Annotated in this window: 17 protein-coding genes; 9 read left to right on the plus strand and 8 right to left on the minus strand. The window is 66.4% G+C overall.

Annotated elements, in window-relative coordinates; all coding sequences use genetic code 11:
• Nucleotides 1-476: 476 nt before the first annotated feature.
• On the minus strand, nt 477-1,994 hold the full coding sequence (gene ilvA / locus Q0602_RS05570; RefSeq protein WP_298840075.1) for a threonine ammonia-lyase, biosynthetic: 1,518 nt from the start codon (nt 1,992-1,994) through the stop codon (nt 477-479).
• Nucleotides 1,995-2,209: 215 nt separating this feature from the next.
• Between ilvA and rpiA the strand changes: the two genes are divergently transcribed.
• Nucleotides 2,210-2,881 (plus strand): ribose-5-phosphate isomerase RpiA, encoded by a 672-nt coding sequence (gene rpiA, locus Q0602_RS05575; RefSeq protein ID WP_295035470.1) that lies wholly within the window; start codon nt 2,210-2,212, stop codon nt 2,879-2,881.
• Between the two features lie 9 nt (nt 2,882-2,890).
• On the opposite strand, the gene Q0602_RS05580 is transcribed toward rpiA, so the two are convergent.
• A complete protein-coding gene (locus tag Q0602_RS05580; RefSeq protein WP_298840080.1) occupies nt 2,891-3,886 on the minus strand; it encodes a 2-hydroxyacid dehydrogenase in 996 nt (331 codons plus the stop codon).
• 126 nt (nt 3,887-4,012) lie between these two features.
• On the opposite strand from Q0602_RS05580, the gene Q0602_RS05585 reads away from it, so the two are divergent.
• Nucleotides 4,013-4,924 carry a histone deacetylase gene (locus Q0602_RS05585; RefSeq protein WP_298840083.1) on the plus strand — a complete coding sequence of 304 codons (912 nt, stop codon included), beginning with the start codon at nt 4,013-4,015 and terminating at the stop codon, nt 4,922-4,924.
• Here Q0602_RS05585 and Q0602_RS05590 read toward each other — a convergent pair.
• From Q0602_RS05590 to Q0602_RS05605, 4 genes are all read right to left on the minus strand, one after another.
• Entirely contained in the window at nt 4,879-5,874 is a 996-nt protein-coding gene (locus Q0602_RS05590; protein WP_295035472.1) for a glycosyl transferase family 90, read from the minus strand. The two genes, Q0602_RS05585 and Q0602_RS05590, sit on opposite strands and share 46 nt — an antisense overlap.
• 132 nt (nt 5,875-6,006) lie before the next feature.
• The gene (gene waaA / locus Q0602_RS05595; RefSeq protein WP_298840087.1) at nt 6,007-7,293 is read right to left on the minus strand and encodes a lipid IV(A) 3-deoxy-D-manno-octulosonic acid transferase; all 1,287 of its coding nucleotides are present in this window, start codon (nt 7,291-7,293) and stop codon (nt 6,007-6,009) included.
• Nucleotides 7,294-7,299: 6 nt separating this feature from the next.
• Nucleotides 7,300-8,730 carry a bifunctional D-glycero-beta-D-manno-heptose-7-phosphate kinase/D-glycero-beta-D-manno-heptose 1-phosphate adenylyltransferase HldE gene (gene hldE / locus Q0602_RS05600; protein WP_295035474.1) on the minus strand — a complete coding sequence of 477 codons (1,431 nt, stop codon included), beginning with the start codon at nt 8,728-8,730 and terminating at the stop codon, nt 7,300-7,302.
• On the minus strand, nt 8,720-9,829 hold the full coding sequence (locus tag Q0602_RS05605) for a glycosyltransferase family 9 protein (RefSeq protein ID WP_298840090.1): 1,110 nt from the start codon (nt 9,827-9,829) through the stop codon (nt 8,720-8,722). Before Q0602_RS05605 ends, hldE begins: the two co-directional genes overlap by 11 nt.
• A gap of 137 nt (nt 9,830-9,966) precedes the next feature.
• On the opposite strand from Q0602_RS05605, the gene Q0602_RS05610 reads away from it, so the two are divergent.
• Entirely contained in the window at nt 9,967-11,175 is a 1,209-nt protein-coding gene (locus tag Q0602_RS05610; protein WP_298840093.1) for a glycosyltransferase family 4 protein, read from the plus strand.
• Nucleotides 11,176-11,321: 146 nt separating this feature from the next.
• Here the strand turns inward: Q0602_RS05610 and Q0602_RS05615 are convergent, their stop codons facing one another.
• Nucleotides 11,322-12,449 carry a glycosyltransferase family 4 protein gene (locus tag Q0602_RS05615; protein WP_298840096.1) on the minus strand — a complete coding sequence of 376 codons (1,128 nt, stop codon included), beginning with the start codon at nt 12,447-12,449 and terminating at the stop codon, nt 11,322-11,324.
• Nucleotides 12,450-12,617: 168 nt separating this feature from the next.
• Here Q0602_RS05615 and Q0602_RS05620 point away from each other — a divergent pair, with 168 nt between their 5' ends.
• The 6 genes from Q0602_RS05620 (at nt 12,618) to Q0602_RS05645 (ending at nt 20,073) form a co-directional block, all read left to right on the plus strand.
• Entirely contained in the window at nt 12,618-13,355 is a 738-nt protein-coding gene (locus tag Q0602_RS05620) for a 3-deoxy-D-manno-octulosonic acid kinase (RefSeq protein ID WP_298840099.1), read from the plus strand.
• A gap of 6 nt (nt 13,356-13,361) precedes the next feature.
• On the plus strand, nt 13,362-15,203 hold the full coding sequence (locus tag Q0602_RS05625; protein WP_298840102.1) for a DUF3413 domain-containing protein: 1,842 nt from the start codon (nt 13,362-13,364) through the stop codon (nt 15,201-15,203).
• A gap of 117 nt (nt 15,204-15,320) precedes the next feature.
• Entirely contained in the window at nt 15,321-16,109 is a 789-nt protein-coding gene (locus Q0602_RS05630) for a glycosyltransferase family 2 protein (RefSeq protein ID WP_298840105.1), read from the plus strand.
• A 4-nt stretch (nt 16,110-16,113) separates the two neighbouring features.
• The gene (locus Q0602_RS05635) at nt 16,114-17,184 is read left to right on the plus strand and encodes a glycosyltransferase (RefSeq protein ID WP_298840108.1); all 1,071 of its coding nucleotides are present in this window, start codon (nt 16,114-16,116) and stop codon (nt 17,182-17,184) included.
• Nucleotides 17,185-17,287: 103 nt separating this feature from the next.
• On the plus strand, nt 17,288-18,385 hold the full coding sequence (ddlA, locus tag Q0602_RS05640) for a D-alanine--D-alanine ligase (protein WP_298840111.1): 1,098 nt from the start codon (nt 17,288-17,290) through the stop codon (nt 18,383-18,385).
• A 125-nt stretch (nt 18,386-18,510) separates the two neighbouring features.
• On the plus strand, nt 18,511-20,073 hold the full coding sequence (locus Q0602_RS05645) for a sulfatase-like hydrolase/transferase (RefSeq protein WP_298840115.1): 1,563 nt from the start codon (nt 18,511-18,513) through the stop codon (nt 20,071-20,073).
• Nucleotides 20,074-20,132: 59 nt separating this feature from the next.
• On the opposite strand, the gene Q0602_RS05650 is transcribed toward Q0602_RS05645, so the two are convergent.
• Nucleotides 20,133-20,960 (minus strand): hypothetical protein (locus Q0602_RS05650; RefSeq protein ID WP_367276921.1); only part of this gene is annotated, 828 nt, incomplete at its 5' end.

Here is a 20,960-nt window from a genome sequence, read left to right on the forward strand (position 1 = left end):
CAGACGCTACCGCACGATCGGCGGCTCGAAACGGCCGGAAACGAAAACGGCCGGCAGCGTTTCCGCTACCGGCCGTTTCGAGCCACACCCCACTGGCTGATTCTCTTCACCACACCGCGATTCGACGACCGTCGCCAGTCGAGCGATCCGGCGTGTTCACCACCGGGCCTCAGGCGCCCAGCAGCGTCTGCGCGTAGCCCGTTGCCACCACGCCGACGCCGAAGATCAGTACCAATGCCATTACCAAGTCGGGCTTGCGTCTCATGTCGACTCCGCTGCGTTGGGTTCGGTCGCTGCCCCCCGCAGCGACGCGCACGACTATAGGGTCAGGCCAAAATCTTGACAAGAGTGTTTCCGGCCCGGATGACACCTTTTTTCGTTACCCAATAGTATCGGCATTAATACAAAAAGGTTGAGATCGGATTCAGAGACTTTTAGCGCCTATTTCATCCTTTTATGACGGCTCCCGACGAATTCTAGGCCATGAACAGCCGGTAGGCCGTGTTGTCGGTCTCCTTCCAGTAGCGATAGCCGATGCGATCGAAGTGCTCCTCGGCATGGGAGCGGTCGCCGTTGGGCATCTGCAATCCCACCAGCACCCGGCCGTAGGCGGCGCCGTGGTTGCGGTAGTGGAACAGCGAGATGTTCCAGTCCGCCGGCAGGTGGGTGAGGAAGTTCATCAAGGCGCCGGGGCGTTCGGGAAACTCGAAGCGATAGACCTCCTCCTCGAAACGCTCCCTGGGCCGACCGCCGCCCAGATGGCGAATGTGAAGCTTGGCCAGTTCGTTGTCGGTGAGATCCTCGACCGGATAGTCGGCCTCGCGCAGTCGGCGGATCACCTCTTCGCGATCCTCGCCACCCGGCTTGACCTGGACACCGACGAAGATGTGCGCGCCCTCCGGATCGGCGTAGCGATAGTTGAACTCGGTCACCATGCGCCGCCCGATCACCCGGCAGAACTGCTTGAAGCTGCCCGGCCGCTCGGGGATCTCCACCGCCAGGATCGCCTCGCGCTGCTCGCCCAGCTCGGTGCGCTCGGCGACGTGCTGCAGCCGGTCGAAATTGATGTTGGCGCCAGAGTTGATGCACAGCAGCGTCTGATCCTTGACCTGCGTCTGCTGCACGTATTTCTTCAATCCCGCCAGCGACAGCGCCCCGGAAGTCTCCGCCACCGCCCGGGTGTCGTCGAAGGTATCCTTCACCGCCGCGCACATCTCGTCGGTGTTGACGGTGATCACGCCGTCGACGTGATGACGCAGGATCTCGAATGGCGCCTCGCCGATCTGCGCCACCGCGACGCCTTCGGCAAACACCCCGACCTGATCCAGCGTCACCCGCTCGCCGGCCTCCATGGCCGCCTTGAGGCAGGCGGAGTCCTCGGCCTCGACACCGAACACCTTGATCTCCGGTCGCAGGTACTTGATATAGGCCGCGATACCCGCCAGCAGGCCCCCGCCGCCGACGGGGACGAAGATCGCATCCAGGGGGCCGGTGTGCTGACGCAGGATCTCCATCGCCACCGTGCCCTGGCCGGCGATCACGTCGAAATCGTCATAGGGCGGAATGTAGGTATAGCCATGCTCGGCGATCAGCTCCCGGGCGTGGCTCAGCGCTTCACCGAAGGCGTCGCCCTTGAGCACCACCCTGGCGCCCCAGCCCCGGACCGCCGACACCTTGATGTCCGGCGTGACCCGCGGCATCACGATCACCGCCTTGACCCCCATCTGTTTGGCCGCCATCGCCAGACCCTGGGCATGATTGCCCGCGGACGCCGCAATCACGCCCTTGGCCTTCTGCTCGTCGCTCAACTGCGCCATCTTGTTGTAGGCGCCGCGGATCTTGAACGAGAACACCGGCTGCAGGTCTTCGCGCTTGATCAGAATGCGGTTGGAAAAACGGCGGGAGAGCGCGGGCAGCGGGGAGATCGGGGTCTCCCGGGCCGCCTCGTAGACGCGGGCCTGGAGGATCTTCTTGACGATGTCTTCGAGTTGCATTCGGGTATGTCCTGGCGAACAGCTGGGGGTGCAGCGCTCCCGCCTCGGGGTCGGCGGGCACGGGAACGGTGGGTAACAATAGTGGACCCGTATTGTTAGCAGACCCCGGCCCCGAGCGTCCAGCGACATCGGCAGCGTGTGCCGCTTGCTTTATACTGGCCGCGCTCCGAGCGTACCCGAATCGAACCCTTCCCTCTCAGCCTGCCGGAACCGACATGACCCAGGACGATCTCAAGCGCGCCGTCGCCGCCGCAGCCCTCGAAGACATCGACAACCTGCTGACCCCGGATGCGGTGATCGGCGTGGGCACGGGCTCCACGGCCAACCACTTCATCGATCTGCTGGCCGCTCGCCGGCACGACTTCCGCGGCGCGGTAGCGAGTTCGGAAGCGACGGCAGCGCGGCTGAAGTCCCACGGTATCGACGTGCTGGAACTCAACCATGTCGGCACCGTTCCGGTCTATGTCGACGGCGCCGACGAGATCGATGGGAAACTGCGCATGATCAAGGGCGGCGGTGCGGCGCTGACCCGGGAGAAGATCGTGGCCGCCTGCGCCGAGCGCTTCATCTGCATCGCCGATGCCAGCAAGCGGGTCGAGGTGCTGGGCGGCTTCCCGCTGCCGGTCGAGGTGATTCCGATGGCGCGCTCCTACGTCGCCCGCGAGATGGTCAAGCTGGGCATCACGCCGGTCTATCGGGACGGCGTGCTGACCGACAACGGCAACCGTATCCTCGACGGTTACGACAAGCTGTTCGACCAGCCCGAGGCGATGGAAGCGGCGCTGGATGCCGTGGTCGGCGTGGTCACCAACGGCCTGTTCGCCAAGCGTCCGGCCGACGTGCTGATGCTGGGTACCGGCGGTGGCGTGGAGCGCATGACCCGCTGACCCGACCCGCTACAGCCGATTGGGGCACTCGATGCCTTCGGCGAAGGCCATCAGGTTGGCCCGGGTCACCTGGGCGATCTCGCGCAGCGCCTCGACGGTGAAGAAACCCTGGTGCCCGGTGATCAGCACATTGGGGAAACTCGCCAGGCGCGCGAACACGTCATCGTCGATGATCTCCGCCGAGTGGTCGCGGAAGAACAGTTCGCTCTCCTGCTCGTAGACGTCGATGGCCAGCGCCCCCAGCTGACGTGATTTCAGCGCACCGATGACCGCGGGGGTATCGATCAGCGCCCCTCGCGAGGTATTGACCAGCATGGCGCCCGGCTTCATCGCCGCCAGGGTCCCGTCATCGATCAGGTGATGGGTCTGCTCGGTCAGCGGACAGTGCAGCGAGACGATATCGGAGCGTGCCAGCAGCGCCTCGAGCGGGACCGCTTCCCCGTAGGCCTGGAACGCGTCGGCAGGATAGGGATCGTAGCCCAGCACCTCGCAGCCGAGTCCCTTCAGGATACGTGCCATGCACAGTCCGATCCGGCCCGTCCCGATCACGCCCGCCGTCTTGCCATGAAGGGTGACACCCAGCAGCCCATCGAGTGCAAAATTGCCCTCGCGCACGCGGTTGAAGGCCCGGTGAGTCTTGCGGTTCAGGGTCATGATCATCGCCAGCGCGTGTTCGGCCACCGCCTCCGGCGAGTAGGCCGGCACCCGCGCCACGAACAGCCCGAGCCGATGGGCAGCCGCGAGATCGATGTTGTTGAAACCGGCGCAGCGCAACACGATCGCGCGGATCCCGAGGGTGGCCAGCGTGTCGAGCACGGCGGCGTCGAGGCAGTCGTTGACGAACACGCAGACGGCATCACTGCCCGCCGCCAGTGCTACGGTACCGGCATCGAGACTGGCCTCCTGATAATGCCACTCGATGTCGTCATCGGCATCTTGCACGGCAGCGAGTTCGTCGAAAAAGCGGCGATCGTAGGGCTGGGCACTGAAAACGGTAACTCGCATGGCGAAAAACTCGCGGCAACGGAGGGCATCTCCCAGCGTAGCGATCCCTGGCACCACCGCCAGGGACCAATTGCCGCGGCCCAGTACCAACGGCTTTTTCATCGACCCAGCGGAGATCACTCGCGCGTGCTACCCATCGTTCATCACCCGGGCTACAGCATCGACTGGCCCGAGCGCCATCCGTTCCCGATGGCGAAATTCCGGATCCTGCGCCAGCGCCTGTCGACGCTGGGCTTCGACGACCGTGACGACGTTTGCTGGATCACCCCTGCGCCGGCGACCAGCAAGGCGCTATTGCGTGGGCACACCGCCGACTACCTGCAGCGCTTTTACCTGGGCGAGATCGCGGCCACGCGGCGTACGCCGAGCGGCTTCCCCTGGTCGCCGGCGCTGGTCGAACGCACCCTGCTGGAAGTCGGCGGGACACTCGCCGCGGTGGGCAGCGCCATGCAGACCGGGCTGGCACTCAACACCGCCGGCGGCACCCACCACGCCTACGCCGATCGTGCCAGCGGCTACTGCCTGCTCAACGATCTCGCGGTAGCCGCCCATTACCTGCTGGCCGAGTATCGTCTCGAGCGGGTCCTGATCGTCGACTGCGACGTGCACCAGGGAGATGGAACGGCCTGGATCTTCCGCGACGAGCCACGGGTCTTCACGCTGTCGCTCCACGGCGAGGCCAACTTCCCGTTCGAGAAGCGCCGGAGCGATCGCGACGTGGCGCTACCCCGCGGCACCGGGGACGATGTCTATCTGGAGCGCCTCGAGACGGCGCTGGACTCGATCCTGCGCGACTTCCAGCCGCAGTTCGTGCTGTTCGATGCCGGCGCCGACGTGCACGCCGACGACCGGCTGGGGCATCTGTCGTTGAGCGACCACGGCCTCCATCGCCGTGATTATCGGGTGCTGGCGAAGTGCCGAAGACTGGGCATTCCCGTCGCGGGCGTCATCGGCGGCGGCTATGACCGCGATCTCGAGGCGCTGGCCGGGCGTCACGCCCAGTTGTTTCTCGCCGCGCTGGCGTTGACCGCCGGGTGAGCGGGTAGCGGGTCGGACCGGGACGACAGCTGCCCGGAAAGCGCGAAATACCGGTGCATCACCAGCAGCGAGATCAGGTGCTCGAGGCGCGTATCGCGAAATCGATCCACATGGGCGTTGGCGTTGCGGATGATCGCTTCGGCTTCTTCCGGACGCGTCGAGTAGTAGTCCATCTTCTCCTCGAGATCGTGGCAATCCTCGGCCAGCGGCACGTAGTGGACATAGGGCTCCAGCGCGCCTTCCATGAACCAGGTCTCGTAACGCGGGGGCGGCATCAGGCAGAGCGAGTTCGACGACAGGATCCACTTCAGATTGGTGGCAACGTCCTTGCCCTCGAGGCTCAGCACGAACTTGTACTGCAGTTGTGCCTCGATCGACAGATAGGGTCGATAATCCGGCTGATGGCGCCGCTTGGCATGGCTCTGGCCGATATCCATCCGCGGGTGCCGGCAGAACCGGCGCAGCACCGCGGCCCGGTGCTCATGGAAGCACTTCCCCCGCCAGACGACGCCGGTCTTCTTGTCGGCGTACCGCAACCGGTCGTTGGCGAAATGGAAGTGGCGCACGCTGTTGAGCTTCAACAGCAGGTTGTTGGCGTTGCCCGGCGGGGTCTCGCGACAGATCGGGCGGCTCTTGACGATCGTCGGCGTCTCGGCCACCCAGGTCACGTCGCCGAAGCGGTAGTTGAAACGCAGCTCGGGATCGAAATGACGAACCACCCGTCTGGCATCCAGGTAATAGGCGCCGCGCTTCTCGTAGCGAAAATCGCCGATACGCACCGCCCCGTCGCCAGGGTCGAAAGGGCTCGCCAGACGGTTGTAGTAATCGACTCGTTTCATGACGGCACGCATCTCCTCGTCGGAGAGCGTCGCCATCAATCGATGCAGACGTTGGCGATAGAGACTGTCGGGAACGAGCAGGCTGGCGATACCGCCAGTATAAAATCGCAACTTGCGACTCTTGAATCGAAAGTCCATACGGGAATATCCAGCAGCCAAGAGGTTCGAGCCATCGAAGAGTGTCGCAGGCATTTCTGACACGCTTCTGACAGACCGAACTTTCAATCATTCCCGTCGATGACGTTACGAATCGTTCAGCAGCGCTGCGATTCTCTTACGGGTCCTCGCCAGCGCCCCCCGATTGGCCTCGACCACGGCCCGCCCGGCCGCGCCAAGCCGGTGACGGCGATCGTCGTCCTCGAACAGCGAGATCAGCGTGGCGCCGAGCTCATCGGCATCGGCGACCTCGAGCCTGGCCTCGCCGGCCGCCAGCGTATCGGCGATCTCACGCAGGTTGTCGAGATGGGGACCGCTCACCACCGCCACGCCCAGCGCCGCCGGCTCGAGCAGATTGTGGCCGCCGACCGGCTCGAGCGAGCCACCGACGAAGGCGACATCGGCACAGCCGTAGAGCCGCATCAGATCGCCCATGGTATCGCCCAGCAGTACCGTGGTTTCCGGGGTGACCGGCATTCGCGCGCTCAATCGCACGACCTGCTCCCCCCGCTCGCGGCAGGTCGCGTCGACGGCATCGAAGCGCCGGGGATGGCGCGGCACCAGAATCAGCAGCGCGTCGGGACAACGGCGTTTGAGCGCGGCATGGGCGATCAGCGCCTGCTCGTCTTCCCCCGGATGGGTGGAGCCTGCGATCCAGACCGGCCGCGCCCCCCAGCTCGCCCGCAGTCGCTGGCCGGCGTGGCGCGTGGCGTCGTCCACGTCGAGATCGAACTTCAACGCCCCGGTCACCGCCACCCGCGTCGCCGGTGCGCCCAGCGAGACGAACCGCTCGGCGTCCAGTGGCGACTTGGCACCGATCCAGGCCACCGTCTCGAGCATGCCCCGGCTGAGGGCCCCGAAGCGCTGGTAGAGCCGGAAGGCACCGGCACTCAAGCGGCCATTGGCGACCACCACCGGCACGCCCCGGCGTCGGCACGCCGCCAGCAGGTTGGGCCAGAGCTCGGTTTCGGCGATGACCGCCAGGCGGGGATTCAGTCGGGCGATGAAACGTCGCGCGCTGATCGGGAAATCCAGCGGCAGGAAATGGTGGGAGACCCGTTCGCCGAACATCTGGCGAACGCGCTCGGCGCCGGTGGCGGTCATGGTGGTGACGACCAGGTCGTGATCCGGGTGATCATCCAGCAGCGAGCGGATGAGGGGCGCCGCCGTGACGACTTCACCCACCGATGCCGCGTGCAGCCACAGCCGCGGGCGATCGCCCTCCACGGCGATGAAGCCAAGCCGCTCGCGACGGGGGTGAGTGGGCAACCACTCACGCCACACCCGCCACCAGATCAGCGGCGACAACAGACAGACGGCCAGCGAGTAGAGCCAGCGCGCGAGTCGCGACGGGAGGCCGTGTCGAGCGCGCACCGCGGCTCAGCGCTCGCGGTCGAGAATGGTATCGATCATGGTGGTGGTCGAGACGCCATCCTCGAAGCCCAGCACCAGGACTTCGCCGCCATTGGCGATGACCGCCTCGCCACCGGCGATATCCTCCGGCCGGTAGTCGCCGCCCTTGACCAGCCGATCCGGCAGGATCGCCTCGATCAGCCGCGCCGGCGTGTCTTCGCCGAAGGGGACGACCCAGTCCACCGCGGCCAGCCCCGCCAGCACCTGGGCCCGGCGCGCCAGCGTGTTGATGGGCCGCTTGGGCCCCTTGAGCCGGGCCACCGAGGCGTCGTCGTTGACCGCCACGATCAGGCGGTCGCCGAGGCGCTTGGCCTGCTCCAGATACGCCACGTGGCCGGCATGCAGGATGTCGAAGCAGCCGTTGGTCATCACCACGCGCTCGCCGCGAGCCTGCGCGGCACGCACCGCCCCGACGAGCGGGCCTTCCCCGATGACGCCGTATTCGGCCAGGCTGTCGCCGTGCAGTGCCGTGTAGAGCTCCGCCACCGACAGCACCGCGGTGCCGGGCTTGGCCACCACCAGTCCGGCGGCGAGATTGGCCAGCATCACCGCCTCGCCGAAGCCGTGGCCGGCGGCCAGCGCCAGCCCCAACACCCCGATCACGGTGTCGCCAGCGCCGGTGACGTCGAAGACCTCCCGCGCGTGGGTCGGCAGGTGCAGCGGGGCGTGCCCCTCACGGATCAGGGTCATGCCGCGTTCGCTGCGGGTGACCAGCAGCGCCTCGAGCGCCAGCGCCGCCCGCAGCGCCTCGCCCTTCTCCGCCAGTTCAGCATCGTCGGCACAGGGGCCGACGATCGCTTCGAACTCGGCCAGGTTGGGCGTGATCACGCTGGCACCGCGATAGCGGCTGAAATCGCTGCCCTTGGGATCGACCAGCACCCGCTTGCCGGCCGCTCGGGCCGCGGCGATCAGCGTCTCGACCCGGTTCAGGCTACCCTTGCCGTAGTCGGAGAGAATCACCACTTCCGCATCGCCCAGCGCCGCCTCGACCTTGGCGACCAGCGGCGCGGTGTCGACGTTCCACAGCGGCGATTCGAAGTCGAGGCGGATCAACTGCTGGTTGCGACTCATGACGCGCAGCTTGGTGATCGTCGGCACTTCCGGGCTGCGTTGAAAGTGAGCGCTCACATTGGCAGCTTCCAGCGCACGTTCGAGATGGTCGGCGTTGTCGTCGCGCCCCACCACGCCCGCCAGACTGGCGTGGCCTCCCAGCGAGGCGATGTTGAGGGCTACGTTGGCCGCCCCGCCCGGACGATCGTCGGCATCTTCCACCTTCACCACCGGCACCGGCGCTTCGGGCGAGATCCGCGACGTCGCGCCATGCCAATAGCGGTCGAGCATGACATCGCCCACCACCAGCAGACGGGCGTGCTCCAACTGCGAAAGATCAACCTTCATGCGGCGGCTCCGTTACGTCGTCGGCGTTGGCGGTATCGCGTGTCGCGGTCATCAGTCCGTCCAGATGCTCGACCACGTCGTCCAGCGTGATCAGTGCCATGGCGTCGGCGTGGCGCACCCGCGTGCCCCAATTGACGCTCTCGACGGACTTCTTCAGATAGCGGCGCACGGCGTCAGGGTAGCGATTGACCACATGGCTGCGCCAGCAGTACGGGGCCGCGCGATCCGGATTGGTGGTGGCGTAGAGCCCCAGCGTCGGCGTGCCCAGCGCATTGGCCATGTGCACCGGCCCGGAGTCGGGTGCGATCACCACGCGCGCCCGATCCAGCAGGGCCAGCAGGCCCTTGAGCGACGTTCGACCGATGGCGTCGATGATCTCGACATCGGGCACCAGCCGGCGGATCTGCTCGCCCATGTCGCGTTCCTGGGGACTGCCGCCGCCACTCATGACGGTTCTCAGCCCGTAGCGCTGCCAGACGTGTTCGATCACGGCGGCATAGCCCTCGGCCGACCAGTTGCGGAAGTTGCGCAGCCGCGGGTTGGCGCAGGGGCTGATCACCAGATAGGGCCGGTCGCGGGTCAACTGGCGCGCTTCCTGGTAGGCGGCGTCCGGCACCGGCAGCGACCAGTCGAGGCGGGTATCCTCGACCCCCAGCAGGCGGGCGAAATCCATGAAGGATTCGAGCACATGTGCGCGTGGATGGGGAGCCAGCTGGCGATGGGTGAACCAGTGCTGCCAATCCTTGGCCCGGGCCTTGTCGTAGCCCACCCTCACGTCGCATTTCAGCCCCAACGACAGTACGCTGGCGCGCAGCGCCTGCTGCATGTGCAGCAGGACGTCGAAGCGGACGTCCTCGAGTTGACGCCAAATCGCACGCATGCCCTGGAAACCGGTGGACTTGTCGTAGACCACCAGATCGACGCCATCGAGACCGTCCAGCAGGCCATGTTCGGCCTTGCCGACGATCCAGGTGATCCGCGCCTCGGGCCATTGGCGTTGCAGCGCGCGCACCGTGGGCACCAGGTTGCAGACGTCGCCCAGCGCGGAGAGACGCAGGATGCCGATATGTCGCGGGCGCTCTGGCAGAGATTGCTTCATGGGCTTGAATGAATTCCCATTGGGTAAAGCGCCCATTCTAACGGAAGTTGACCGGGCATGACTCGCACCCCGACCAACGCGCGTCAATCATGGCGCTTCGACCGAATCATCCAGAAAACCATCCAGACAAGACATTCATGATCGAAGAATCAACTCGTGGCACCACCAGCCGCATCGGCCACCTGGTCAGCCTCAGAAACCTGGGCGGCGTGGAACGCTACTTCACTCGCTTCTATACCCGCCATACCCCGCAGCACGACCACCATGTGCTGCTGCAGACCGACGAGATCCATTCACTGCTCGAGCCAGCTTACGCCCCTCACCGCGCGGCACGGATGCACAGTATCAAGGGTGGGCGCTGGCGGATTCCCAAGTTCCTGCCGAGCGTGCGCCAGCGTTATCAGCTCGCCATGATGCAGCGTCTGGAACTCGATGCCGTGGTGGTCTGGAACAAGATCGTCAATCATCCGCTGGCGTTCGACGACGGCATCCCGCTGATCCACTTCGAACGCGGGAGTGCGTGGCTGGCAGCGGATGCACCCGGCCTGAGGCGTTATCTCTCGCGGCTGGACGGCGTGCTCTGCAACTCCTACGCCGGCCTGCGGATTCTCCAGCTCAAGTGGCAGCTGGATCCCGACATCCCCTATCGCGTGCTGCAGAACGCCATCCGTCTCCCGGAACAGGCCGCCAGCCACCCCGGCGACCGCTTCAGGCTCGGTTTCGCGGGCCGGATGACGGGCCTGAAGGCGCCGATGGTCGCCCTGGAAACCTTCGCCGAACTCAAGCAGCGCTGCCCCGAGGCGGAACTGTGGATCGCGGGCAGCGGGCCGCTGGAGCCGGTGTTGAAGCAGTGGACAGCGCGGTGGGGATTGAACGACAGCGTTCACTTCAAGGGCCTGGTCGACGACATGTCGGGCTTCTACGCCTCGCTGGACGCCTTCATCTGCCCCTCCTGGCGCGAACCCTTCGGCAACGTGGTCCAGGAAGCCCTGGCTCATGGCCTGCCCACGCTGGTCGGCAATGCCGATGGCCTGCCGGAGCTCGTGCGTCATGGCGTCAATGGCGCCGTCCTGAACCCCGGCCGTTCGCGCCACAGCCTGGCGCGCTACGACCCCCGCTGCGCCAAGGGGCCCGACGAGGTCTACGATCCCACCACCGACAGCCTCGTCGAGGCCGGCGTACTCGAGCCGGCGGAAGCCGCCACGGTCCTTGAGGGCTGGGCCCGGGATCCATCGCTGCGGCGACGCATGGCGCAGGCCGCCCGCGAGCAGGTCGCCCGCGATTTCGATCTCGACCGCTATGGGGAGACGCTGGTGGATTTCGTCGACAGCGTGATCCGTACCTAGGGTTTGTACGAAAAGTCAGCGAGCGAGGGCAAGACAAGGCAAAAATCGGCGAAAACGCGGAATTTACGGGGTGTAAATGAGCATTTTGAGCTGATTTTTAACGCCGTATTGCCGAGCGCAGCTAGTTTTCGTACAAAGCCCAGCGTTCACAGTGAGGCAAAGGAGTCCCGCAGCTTCTCGGTCTGGCGACGGTAGGAGTAATCGCCCACCAACTCGGCAAGCTCGGCACCCAGCGACTCGAGGTCCGATGTCGTCATCAGCTCCTCGAGACGGTCGACCCAGCCCTGGGTGTCGCGGCTATCCAGCATCAGCTCGGCATGGTCGGCCTCGAGCAGTTCGGCGGCACCGGTGGTGGACGAGAGCAACACCGGCGTGCCGCAGGCCATGGCCTCGAGCGACACGCGCCCGAACTCCTCGATGTGCGCCGGCAGCACGAACAGATCGAGCGCGCCGTAGAGCGTCTCGACGTCGCTGACCGTACTGCGCCAGAGAAAGCGCTCGGCGATGCCGGCCTGTTCGGCCTGGCGCTGGTAGGGGGCGAAGTCGTCCTTGCCGACGACGAGGAAACGGCACCGGCCCGGCAGGCGTTGCTCCAGTCCGGCTGCCATCTCGACGAAGCCGGCCACGTTGCGTTTGATGAAGTTGCCGGAGGTGATCAGGCCGATCAGCCGGGTGTCGTCGGCGATGCCCAGCTCGCGCCGGCGCGCCGCGCGGCCTGCCGTGGCCCGCTCGCGGTTGAATATCGCGGGATCGTAGCCGGGGTAGCTGATCTCGATGCGCGAGTCGTCGATGCCGTAGCGATCGCGAAAATCCTCCGCCATCATTCGCGAGTTGACCGCCAGGCGACGAAACCTGGCCCCCGTCAGCACGTGATCGTGGATGGCGGCCACTTCGTGGCCTGCGGGCAGATCGCGGCCATGGATGCGCTGGCTGGCGAGGTGCACGCAGTTGTGCATGTAGACGACATCGGGCGTCTCGACGTCGCCGTGGCTGACCAGCATCGCCGGCCGATGTCGCCGGCACCAGGCCTGCACGCGGCGGTTGAACCAGAACCGCCGGAACGGTCCCTTGAATGGCCAGCGCTTGAGCCGAACCAGCTCGGCACCGGCGGCTTCCGCCAGTTCGCGCCGGCCACGCTCGGCCAGGATCGTCACCCGGTAGCCCAGGGTTTTCAGCGCCGCAGCCTGCTCGAAGGCGTTGCGGCTGGCGCCGGTGCTCTTCTCCACCTGGCGAATGGCGATCGCGGCCAGCGGCGCTTGCGGATCTTCGGTCACGGCAGCTTCCTCGAGTTCAATGGACGCCCGACGGGTCGACGAATCCTCGGCGGCACGAGACGCCGACATGCGACAACGGGTCTGCCCGGTTACAATGCGTCCCGCGGCTCGTCGCCGCGTTTTCGGCGGCGCGCCCATCCCGCTTCGGCCCTACGTCAAGGATCGACCATGTCGCTATCGACCTACCATCATCGGGACGCGCATATCTTATACGATCCGACGCGTCTCGCTCAGCCCGACCTGCCGATTCTGCCCCCATTCGGCGAAGCCTGGCTCGACCCGGATGCCTGGGCCGCACGCGGCCTGGTGGTCGGCTCGGCGCCCGGCCGCGGCGCCAGCCAGTTCCTGGCCGTCGATGGGGCCGACTGGGTGCTGCGGCCCTATCGCCGGGGCGGCATGGCCGCCAGGGTCAGCCAAGCCGACTATCTCTGGACGGGCCTCGAGCGTACCCGCGGCTTTCGTGAAATGCGCCTGACACGCGCCCTGTTCGAACAGGGGCTGCCGGCGCCGGCGCCGGTGGCGGCCATCGTGGTACGCCACGGTATCACCTATCGCGCGGCGCTGATCACCGAGCGCCTGCCAAAGAGCCAGGCATTGGCAGAGCGCCTGGCAAGTGCCTCGCCGCGGTTGCTCGCCGACGTCGGCGCCACCATTCGCCGGTTTCACGACGCCGGGCTCGACCATGTCGACCTCAACGCGCGCAACCTGCTGGTTTCAGACGAAGATAAGGTTTGGCTGATAGATTTCGACCGCTGCCGGCTACGCCCGCAAGGCGCCTGGCGTCAGCGCAATCTGTCACGACTCGAGCGCTCCCTCGTGCGTTTCTCGCCCGCCAACGCGGAATCACTCTTCATCGCCATCGCCGAGGGTTATCGAAACGCTCCGGCGGATCACGACAAGGCCTGACCCTCCATGCAAGATACGCTGAGACGCCGTTGGCGCGGCACCCTCCTTTTCGCCCTGGTGCAACTGCCGCTGGTGTGGCTGATTGCACTGCGTTACTCGCCCTACCTCGCCATGCCGCACGACCCCATGGGGATCGCCTATCTGATCCTGACCTGGATCGGCCACTTCGGCATGCTGGTCCTGCTCGGCTGGCTCCCGCTGGCCGCGCTGGCGCTGGTGCTCAAGGCGCGCTGGCTGTGGCTGCCGGCGACCCTGCTCGGTGCTCTGGGGCTCAGCGCGCTGCTGCTGGACACGGTCGTCTATGCCCAGTATCGCTTCCACGTGAACGCCTTCATGGTGTCGCTGTTCCTCAACGACAAGAACGGCGAGATCTTCAGCTTCACCGTCACCACCTGGCTGGTGGTCGTCGGCTGCGTCGTCGCGGCGCTGGCGCTCGAAGGCTGGCTCGCCCGTCGCCTGATCGTGGGCAACCGTGGCCGCCGCGTGCCGGTGGGACTCTGCTGCGGCGTGATACTGGTGACGCTGCTCGGCAGCCACGCCCTGCATGTCGTCGCCGATGCCCGCTACCATCGCAGCGTGACCCAGCAGGTCGGCATCTATCCGCTGCTGTTCCCGGCCACCGCCAAGGATTTCATGGAGCAGCACGGCTGGCTCGATCCCCGAGCCGCCCGCGCCGAGCGGGCCGATATCGATGCCAAGCAGGCACAGAATCTCGACTGGCCCAAGAGTCCGCTGAGCTGCCAGCCCAGCGACAAGCCCAACGTCATGGTCGTCATGATCGACTCCTGGCGCGCCGACGAGTATGGTCCACGGAACACGCCCAACCTCTATGCGGCGCTGAACGACAGCGGCCGCCGCTATCTCGATCACTACAGCGGCGGCAACGCCACCCGCAACGGCGCCATGAGCCTGTTCTACGGCCTCAGCGGCAACTATTACGCCTATCTGGACGACACCCAGACGCCGCCGCTTCTGATCACGCAGCTGCAGAAGCAGGGCTACGCGCTGGGCATCTTCTCCTCGGCCAGCCTCGACGGCGTCGGCTTCGACCGCACGATCTTCAGCTCGGTCGACCCGCTGCGGCTGAGCACGCCTGGGGACTCTCCCTCCGGTCGCGACCTGCGCATGACCGAGGACTGGCTGGCCTGGCTCGACCGGCAGGAGCAGCAGGACGACACCCCCTGGTTCGGCATGCTGTTCTACGATGCCCCCCACGGCTATGACGTCCCGCAAGGCGCCGCCCAGCCCTACCAGCCTTCGGTGCAGGGCATGGATTATCTGGATCTGGGCCCGGACACCGATCCGGTGCCCTACGCCAACCGCCACCGCAATGCCGTGCACTACGACGACGAGCTGCTGGGCCGGGTGATCGACGATCTCAAGGCCAAGGGCGAGTGGGAAGACACCATGCTGGTGGTCACCGCCGATCACGGCCAGTCGCTCAACGATTTCGGCAAGAACTACTGGGGCCACAACAGCAATTTCGCCTCGCCGCAGACCCACGTGCCGATGATCGTCAACGGCCCGGGGGTCGAACCCGGACGCGTCGAGGGCATGACCAGCCATCTCGATGTCGCACCGATGCTGATGCGCCACGCCCTGGGCTGCACCAACCCGCTCACCGATTACGCGCAGGGCCAGGATCTGCTGGCGCCGGACATCGACCACCCCTGGGTCCAGGCCAGCAGCTACATCGATTACGGCATCATCGAGCCGGACCGCATCACCGTGGTCGACGGCACCGGCCAGTGGAACATCGTCGACCGGCAGCTCGATCCCATCGACGACGCCGAGTTCTCGCCGGCGGTGTTCGAAGCCATGCAGTGGTTCCGTCAGTTCTACCGCTGACGAACCCCGCGCTACAATGCCTCAGGCGCCGACCGGTAGCGGCGCGTCGCACCGCTCGCGATGCCCCGCCGCCGGTCGGTGAATGACGCTCCACTCCCCGACGACCCAGGACTGCCCATGGCCGCCATTACCGGCGTGGTGATCACGCTCGACGAAGCCGACAACATCGAAGCCTGCCTGGCCTCGCTCGCGCGCGTCTGCGACGAGCTGATCGTGGTCGACTCCGGCTCCCGCGACGAAACCGTCGTCCGGGCCGAGGCATTCGGCGCCCGCGTGATCCATCAGCCTTACCTGGGCGATGGCCCCCAGAAGCGGGTCGGACCGCAGGCCGCCGGTTATCGCTGGGTGCTGTCGCTGGACGCGGACGAGCGGCTCACCGACGAGGCGGTGGCGGCGATTCTGGCCCTCGATCTGGACGACGCCGGCCACGACGCCTACGCCCTGCGCCGACGCAACTTCATCGGCAGTCGCTGGATCCGCCACTGTGGCTGGTATCCGGACTACTGCATCCGGCTTTTCGATCGCGACCGCACCGGCTTCTCCGACAGCCGCCAGCACGCTTCGGTGCCGGCGACAAATCCGCAGCGCCTGGACGCCGACCTGGAACACTATTCGTTCGCCAACCTTGCCGAACTGTTCGGCAAGGCCAGCGGCCGCTTCTCCAATCGCGCGGCCAAGATCATGTACCTCAAGGGCAAGCGAGCCAACGGCTGGTCGCCGGCGCTGCACGGCGCCAATGCCTTCGTGCGCAAGTACCTGTTCCAGCGTGGGTTCGCCGGCGGCCTCGACGGCGTCTCGGTGGCGCTTTCGGCGGCGGTCAACGCCTACCTGAAATACGCCAAGCTGCTCGAACTGCAGCGCGATGCCAAGGTGCGCGACGCCGAAGACTTCGACCGGATCTGGTGAATCGATGGAACGCCACTCGCTGCACATCCGTCACGCCAACCTGGCCCGCGGCTTTCGCGGTGGCGAGCGCCAGACGCTGCTGCTGATCGAAGCGCTGGCCCGCATCGACGACGAGCGGATCGCGATAGCGCAGAGCCTCGTCTGCCGCCGCGACTCGCCGATGCGCGCGGTGCTGGCCGACCGGGCGCTCGGCACCGATATCGAACTGATCGACGCCGATCATGCCCTCGCCGGGCATGGCCGACACCCGAGGCCAACCCTGGTCCACGCCCACGAGGCCAAGGCGGTGCACTGGGCATGGGTCGAACGGCGCCTGCGCGGTACGCCCTACCTCCTGACGCGGCGAGTCCCCCAGCCGGTCAAGGACAAGCGCTTCAACCGCTGGACCTACCGCGCCGCGGCGAGCGCCGTGGCGATCTCGTCGGTGATCGAGAGCCACCTGCGCGAGCGCGACTGGTGTCCGGTCACCCGCATTCCCAGCGTGCTGTCCGGCCAGCCGAGCGACCCCGCGCGTGTCGCGGCATTGCACGAACGCTTCACCGGGCAGCGCGTGATTGGCCATATCGGCGCGCTGGTGGATCGCCACAAGGGGCAACGGGTACTGCTGGCGGCGGCGCGGCGGCTGCGCGAGACGCATCCGGACGTTCGCTTCCTGCTGCTGGGCGAAGGCGACGACGACGCGGCGCTGAAAGCCGAGAGCGCCGATCTGGACAACGTCATCTGGGAGGGCTTCCAGCCCAATGTCGGCGACTATCTCGAGATCATGACCCTGTTCGCATTTCCCTCCCGCAACGAGGGACTGGGCTCCACCCTGCTCGATGCCATGGATCACGGCGTGGCGATCGTGGCCAGCGATGTCGACGGCATTCCCGATCTGATCGAAAACGACGTCAGCGGCCTGCTGGTGCCCGCCGGCGATGCCGATGCGCTGACCGCGGCGCTGATCGCGCTGCTGGAAGATCCCGCCCGGCGGCAACGACTGGCAGCCGCCGCCAGCCAGCGGCTCGCCGCCTTCACCCCCGCGGCCATGGCTGCGGCCTACCTGGCGCTCTATCGCCGGATCAGCGGCCGCTAGCGTACCCACGGCGCAATACTTGCGCGGCGGGATCGTGGCATCATGACGCCCGAGTGGCCGCACCCGAGCGGCATCGAGATCGTCAGTGAAGCGGAGCATAACCATGAGCAAAATTCGGGTCGGCGTCATCTGCGGCGGCAAATCGGCGGAGCACGAGGTCTCGTTGCAGTCGGCCAGGAACATCGTCGACGCGCTGGATCGCGAGCGTTTCGAGGTCACGGTCATCGGGATCGACAAGCAGGGTCAGTGGCATGTCAACGATGCCGCCGACTTCCTGCTGAACGCCGACGATCCGCGGCGGATCGCCCTCAACCCCTCCGCCGGCGACATCGCGCTGGTGCCAGGCCGCGAACGCCAGCAGCTGATCGCCGCCGAGTCGTCCCAGGGCGCCTTGGGGCAACTCGACGTGGTTTTCCCCATCGTCCACGGCACCCTCGGCGAAGACGGCTCTCTGCAAGGCCTGCTGCGCATGGCCAACCTCCCCTTCGTCGGCTCCGGCGTGCTCGGCTCGGCCGCCGGCATGGACAAGGACGTCGCCAAGCGCCTGCTGCGCGATGCCGGCATCCCCGTGGCGCCCTTCGTCACCTTGAACCGCCGCACCGCCGCCGAGGCCGATTTCGACGCCCTCAGCGCGACGCTTGGCTCTCCGCTGTTCGTCAAGCCCGCCAACCAGGGCTCGTCGGTGGGCGTCAGCCGGGTCGAGACCGCGCTCGAATTCCAGCAAGCGTTGGCGCTGGCGCTGGCCTTCGACCACAAGGTGCTGGTCGAATCCGCCGTGACCGGTCGCGAGATCGAGTGCGCGGTGCTGGGCAACGACGATCCGGAGGCGAGCGTCTGCGGCGAGATCGTGGTCGAGAACGGCTTCTACTCCTACGACACCAAGTACATCGACGACGACGCGGCCACCGTTGCCGTGCCCGCCGACATCGATGCCGGCGCGAGTGAAGCGATTCGCGACATCGCGGTTCGCACCTTCCAGGTGCTGGAGTGCGCCGGTCTGGCGCGGGTCGATGTCTTCCTCACGCCCGAGGGAAACATCGTCGTCAACGAAATCAACACGCTGCCGGGTTTCACTCGCATCAGCATGTACCCCAAGCTGTGGCAGGCCAGCGGCCTGAACTACTCGGCCCTGGTGACGCGCCTGATCGAGCTGGCCATGGCGAGGCACGCCGGCGACATGGCGCTGCAGAACGCCCGCTGAGACCGGCGGGAACTCGTCGATAACCTGCTTGTCTCGGATTCGTCATGATAGAGTCATGACGACTCTCCATGCGGTGCCCGGAATCGGCATCGATAGAACACGACGTTCACGGATCGAAGCGCGTCATGACCATCTCTCGCGACACTCGACGTTGGTGTGCACTCACCTACATCGGCCTCTGTATCGGTTACGCCATCATGGTGGTCTGGGTTCTGCCATGGTGGACCCCCGTCGCCGTCACGCTCGCCTGGCTCGCCATCGGCCATCGCTTCCATTGGGGCCACGTCTCCCAGCGCGCCACCCAGCGCAAGGCGTGGCCATGGTCGGCCCTGCCGCTGATCCTGTGGTGGGTCTATATCTATCTCGACGACAGTTTCGGCCAGCTCGACCTGGGCGCCGTGATCTTCCATCTCCAGGCCGGCATCGAGGAGAACGGCAGCACCGATCGCCAGATCGCCGGGGTCATCTACACCGTGGCCGCCATCGCCATGCTGGTCGCCGTGACCTGGCTGGTACGGGCCGATCATCGCTGGCGCCTGTGGGAACGGGTGTTGAGCCTGTTCCTGCTGGCGTTCAACCCACTGCTGTTCGGGTTGTCGCTGCGCGGCGCCTCGGTGATCGACGACGACGAGAGCTGGCTCAACGATCGCTACCAGCCACCGGAGATCCTCGCCGAAGCGCCCCAGCCACCCAATCTGATCTACCTCTACATGGAGAGCACCGAGCGCACCTACGGCGATACCCAGCGCTTCGGCAACGCCTACGAGGACTTGGATCGGCTGGGCCAGGAGGGCGTGGTATTCCATGGCGTCAAGCAGCTCGACAATACGGGCTGGACGATGGCCGGCATGGTCGCCAGCCAGTGCGGGGTGCCGTTGATGCCCGCCGGGTTGATGCACGACAACCAGTTCGAGCCGCTGTCGGACGTGCTGCCGGGGGTCGACTGCCTGGGCGACCTGCTGCACGCGCGGGGCTACGATCTCACCTACATGGGCGGTGCCAGCACCAAGTTCGCCGGCAAGGCGAAATTCTATCTCGGCCACGGCTTCGATACCGCCCTGGGCCGCGATGAGCTGGAAGACAAGGCCCCGTCCGGTTATCTCAACGACTGGGGGCTCTACGACGATACGCTGCTCGACCTCGCGGAGAAGCGTATCCGACGGCTGCACGACAGCCAGAAGCCCTACGCCTTCTTCGGACTCACCCTGGCGGGCCACCCGCCGTTCGGCCATCCGTCGCAATCCTGTATCGACAACCAGGGCACCTTCGACGGCACCGATATCCTCTACTCGGTCAAATGCACCGGCTGGCTGGTCAGGAATTTCATCGAAAGGCTCCGAGCCGAGGGATTGCTGGACAACACCCTGGTCGTGGTCGCCAGCGACCACCTCTCGATGAAGAACTCGGCGTGGGAGGACCTGATCGCGGAAGAACGCGAGAACACCCTGATCATGCTGGGCAACGGCCTGCGTCCCCGCGTCATCGAGCGCCCGGCGAGCATGGTCGACGTCCTGCCGACGCTGCTGGAGGCCATGGGCTACACCATTCCGGACCATCGGGCCGGGCTGGGCGTCTCGCTGTTCTCCTCGTCACCCACCCTGATCGAGCGCTACTCGCTGGAAGAGATGAACCAGCGCATGCGCAGCGAAAACCGCCTGCAGGAGCGGCTCTGGAACGGCGTCAACTGAGACGCCGGCAACGTCCGGATCGCCACCGACGGCGCGTGCGTAGGCTGGCCCCGGCGGCACTAACGTGGCTGGGGCCACTCGATCGGCCCCAGCTCGTCGCCGGGATCCAGCATCCCCGGTTCGGTTTCCGGCGTGCACGAGGCCAGCGCCTCGGCCACGCGGGTCAGGGCTTCCTCTCCGCGGCAGTCGCCGACCACGCGCTGCCACCACTGCCGGTGTACGGCGCGGACGACGACGGGTATCGAGGCCAGCCCCAGGCGCTGCGCCATCGCCAGCCGATGAAGGCCCCGGTTGACCTTGAGCAACCGGCCCTCGCGGGTGACCGCGACCCCCAGATCGTCCTTTCCCAGCCCGACGTCGAACCCCCGGGCCGCCATGTCGTCGAGGAAGCCGAGATAGGTGCGCAGGTAGGCGAGTATCTTCTCTTCCGTGTCGAGCAGGATGCCCTGCTGGTAGGAAGACCAGGGGTGCCCCGATTCGAGCCGGGAACGGTACTGGCGAAAGCGTTCGGTCTGGGTCAGGTCGTCCCTGTGCTCGTCGATATCGCTGACGAAGCGATAGCGCGAACCCCGGCGCAGGTCGCCACGACTCAAATCCCAGTCGCCATCCCAGAGGAAGGCCGAGGAGGATGGGCGTTTTCCCCCGATTCCCTTGGCGTTGAGATCGCGGATCAACTGGCGCGGATCGACGTGGACCACCAGCGCCTCTCCCAGCCTCGCCTCGATTGAGCGCCGTGGCAGGCCGCGGCGCTCGATCCACCGGCCACCCGCTCTACCCTGGGCCCAGCGCCGGTAGAGCGCTTCTTCCAGGGGCGTACCGAGGCCACGTTGAAACCCGTCGCGCAACGCCGCCTGCCAGCGTGCCCGACGAACGCCCCACTTCATGCG

The organism is uncultured Salinicola sp. (assembly GCF_937921195.1).
Lineage (GTDB): Bacteria > Pseudomonadota > Gammaproteobacteria > Pseudomonadales > Halomonadaceae > Salinicola.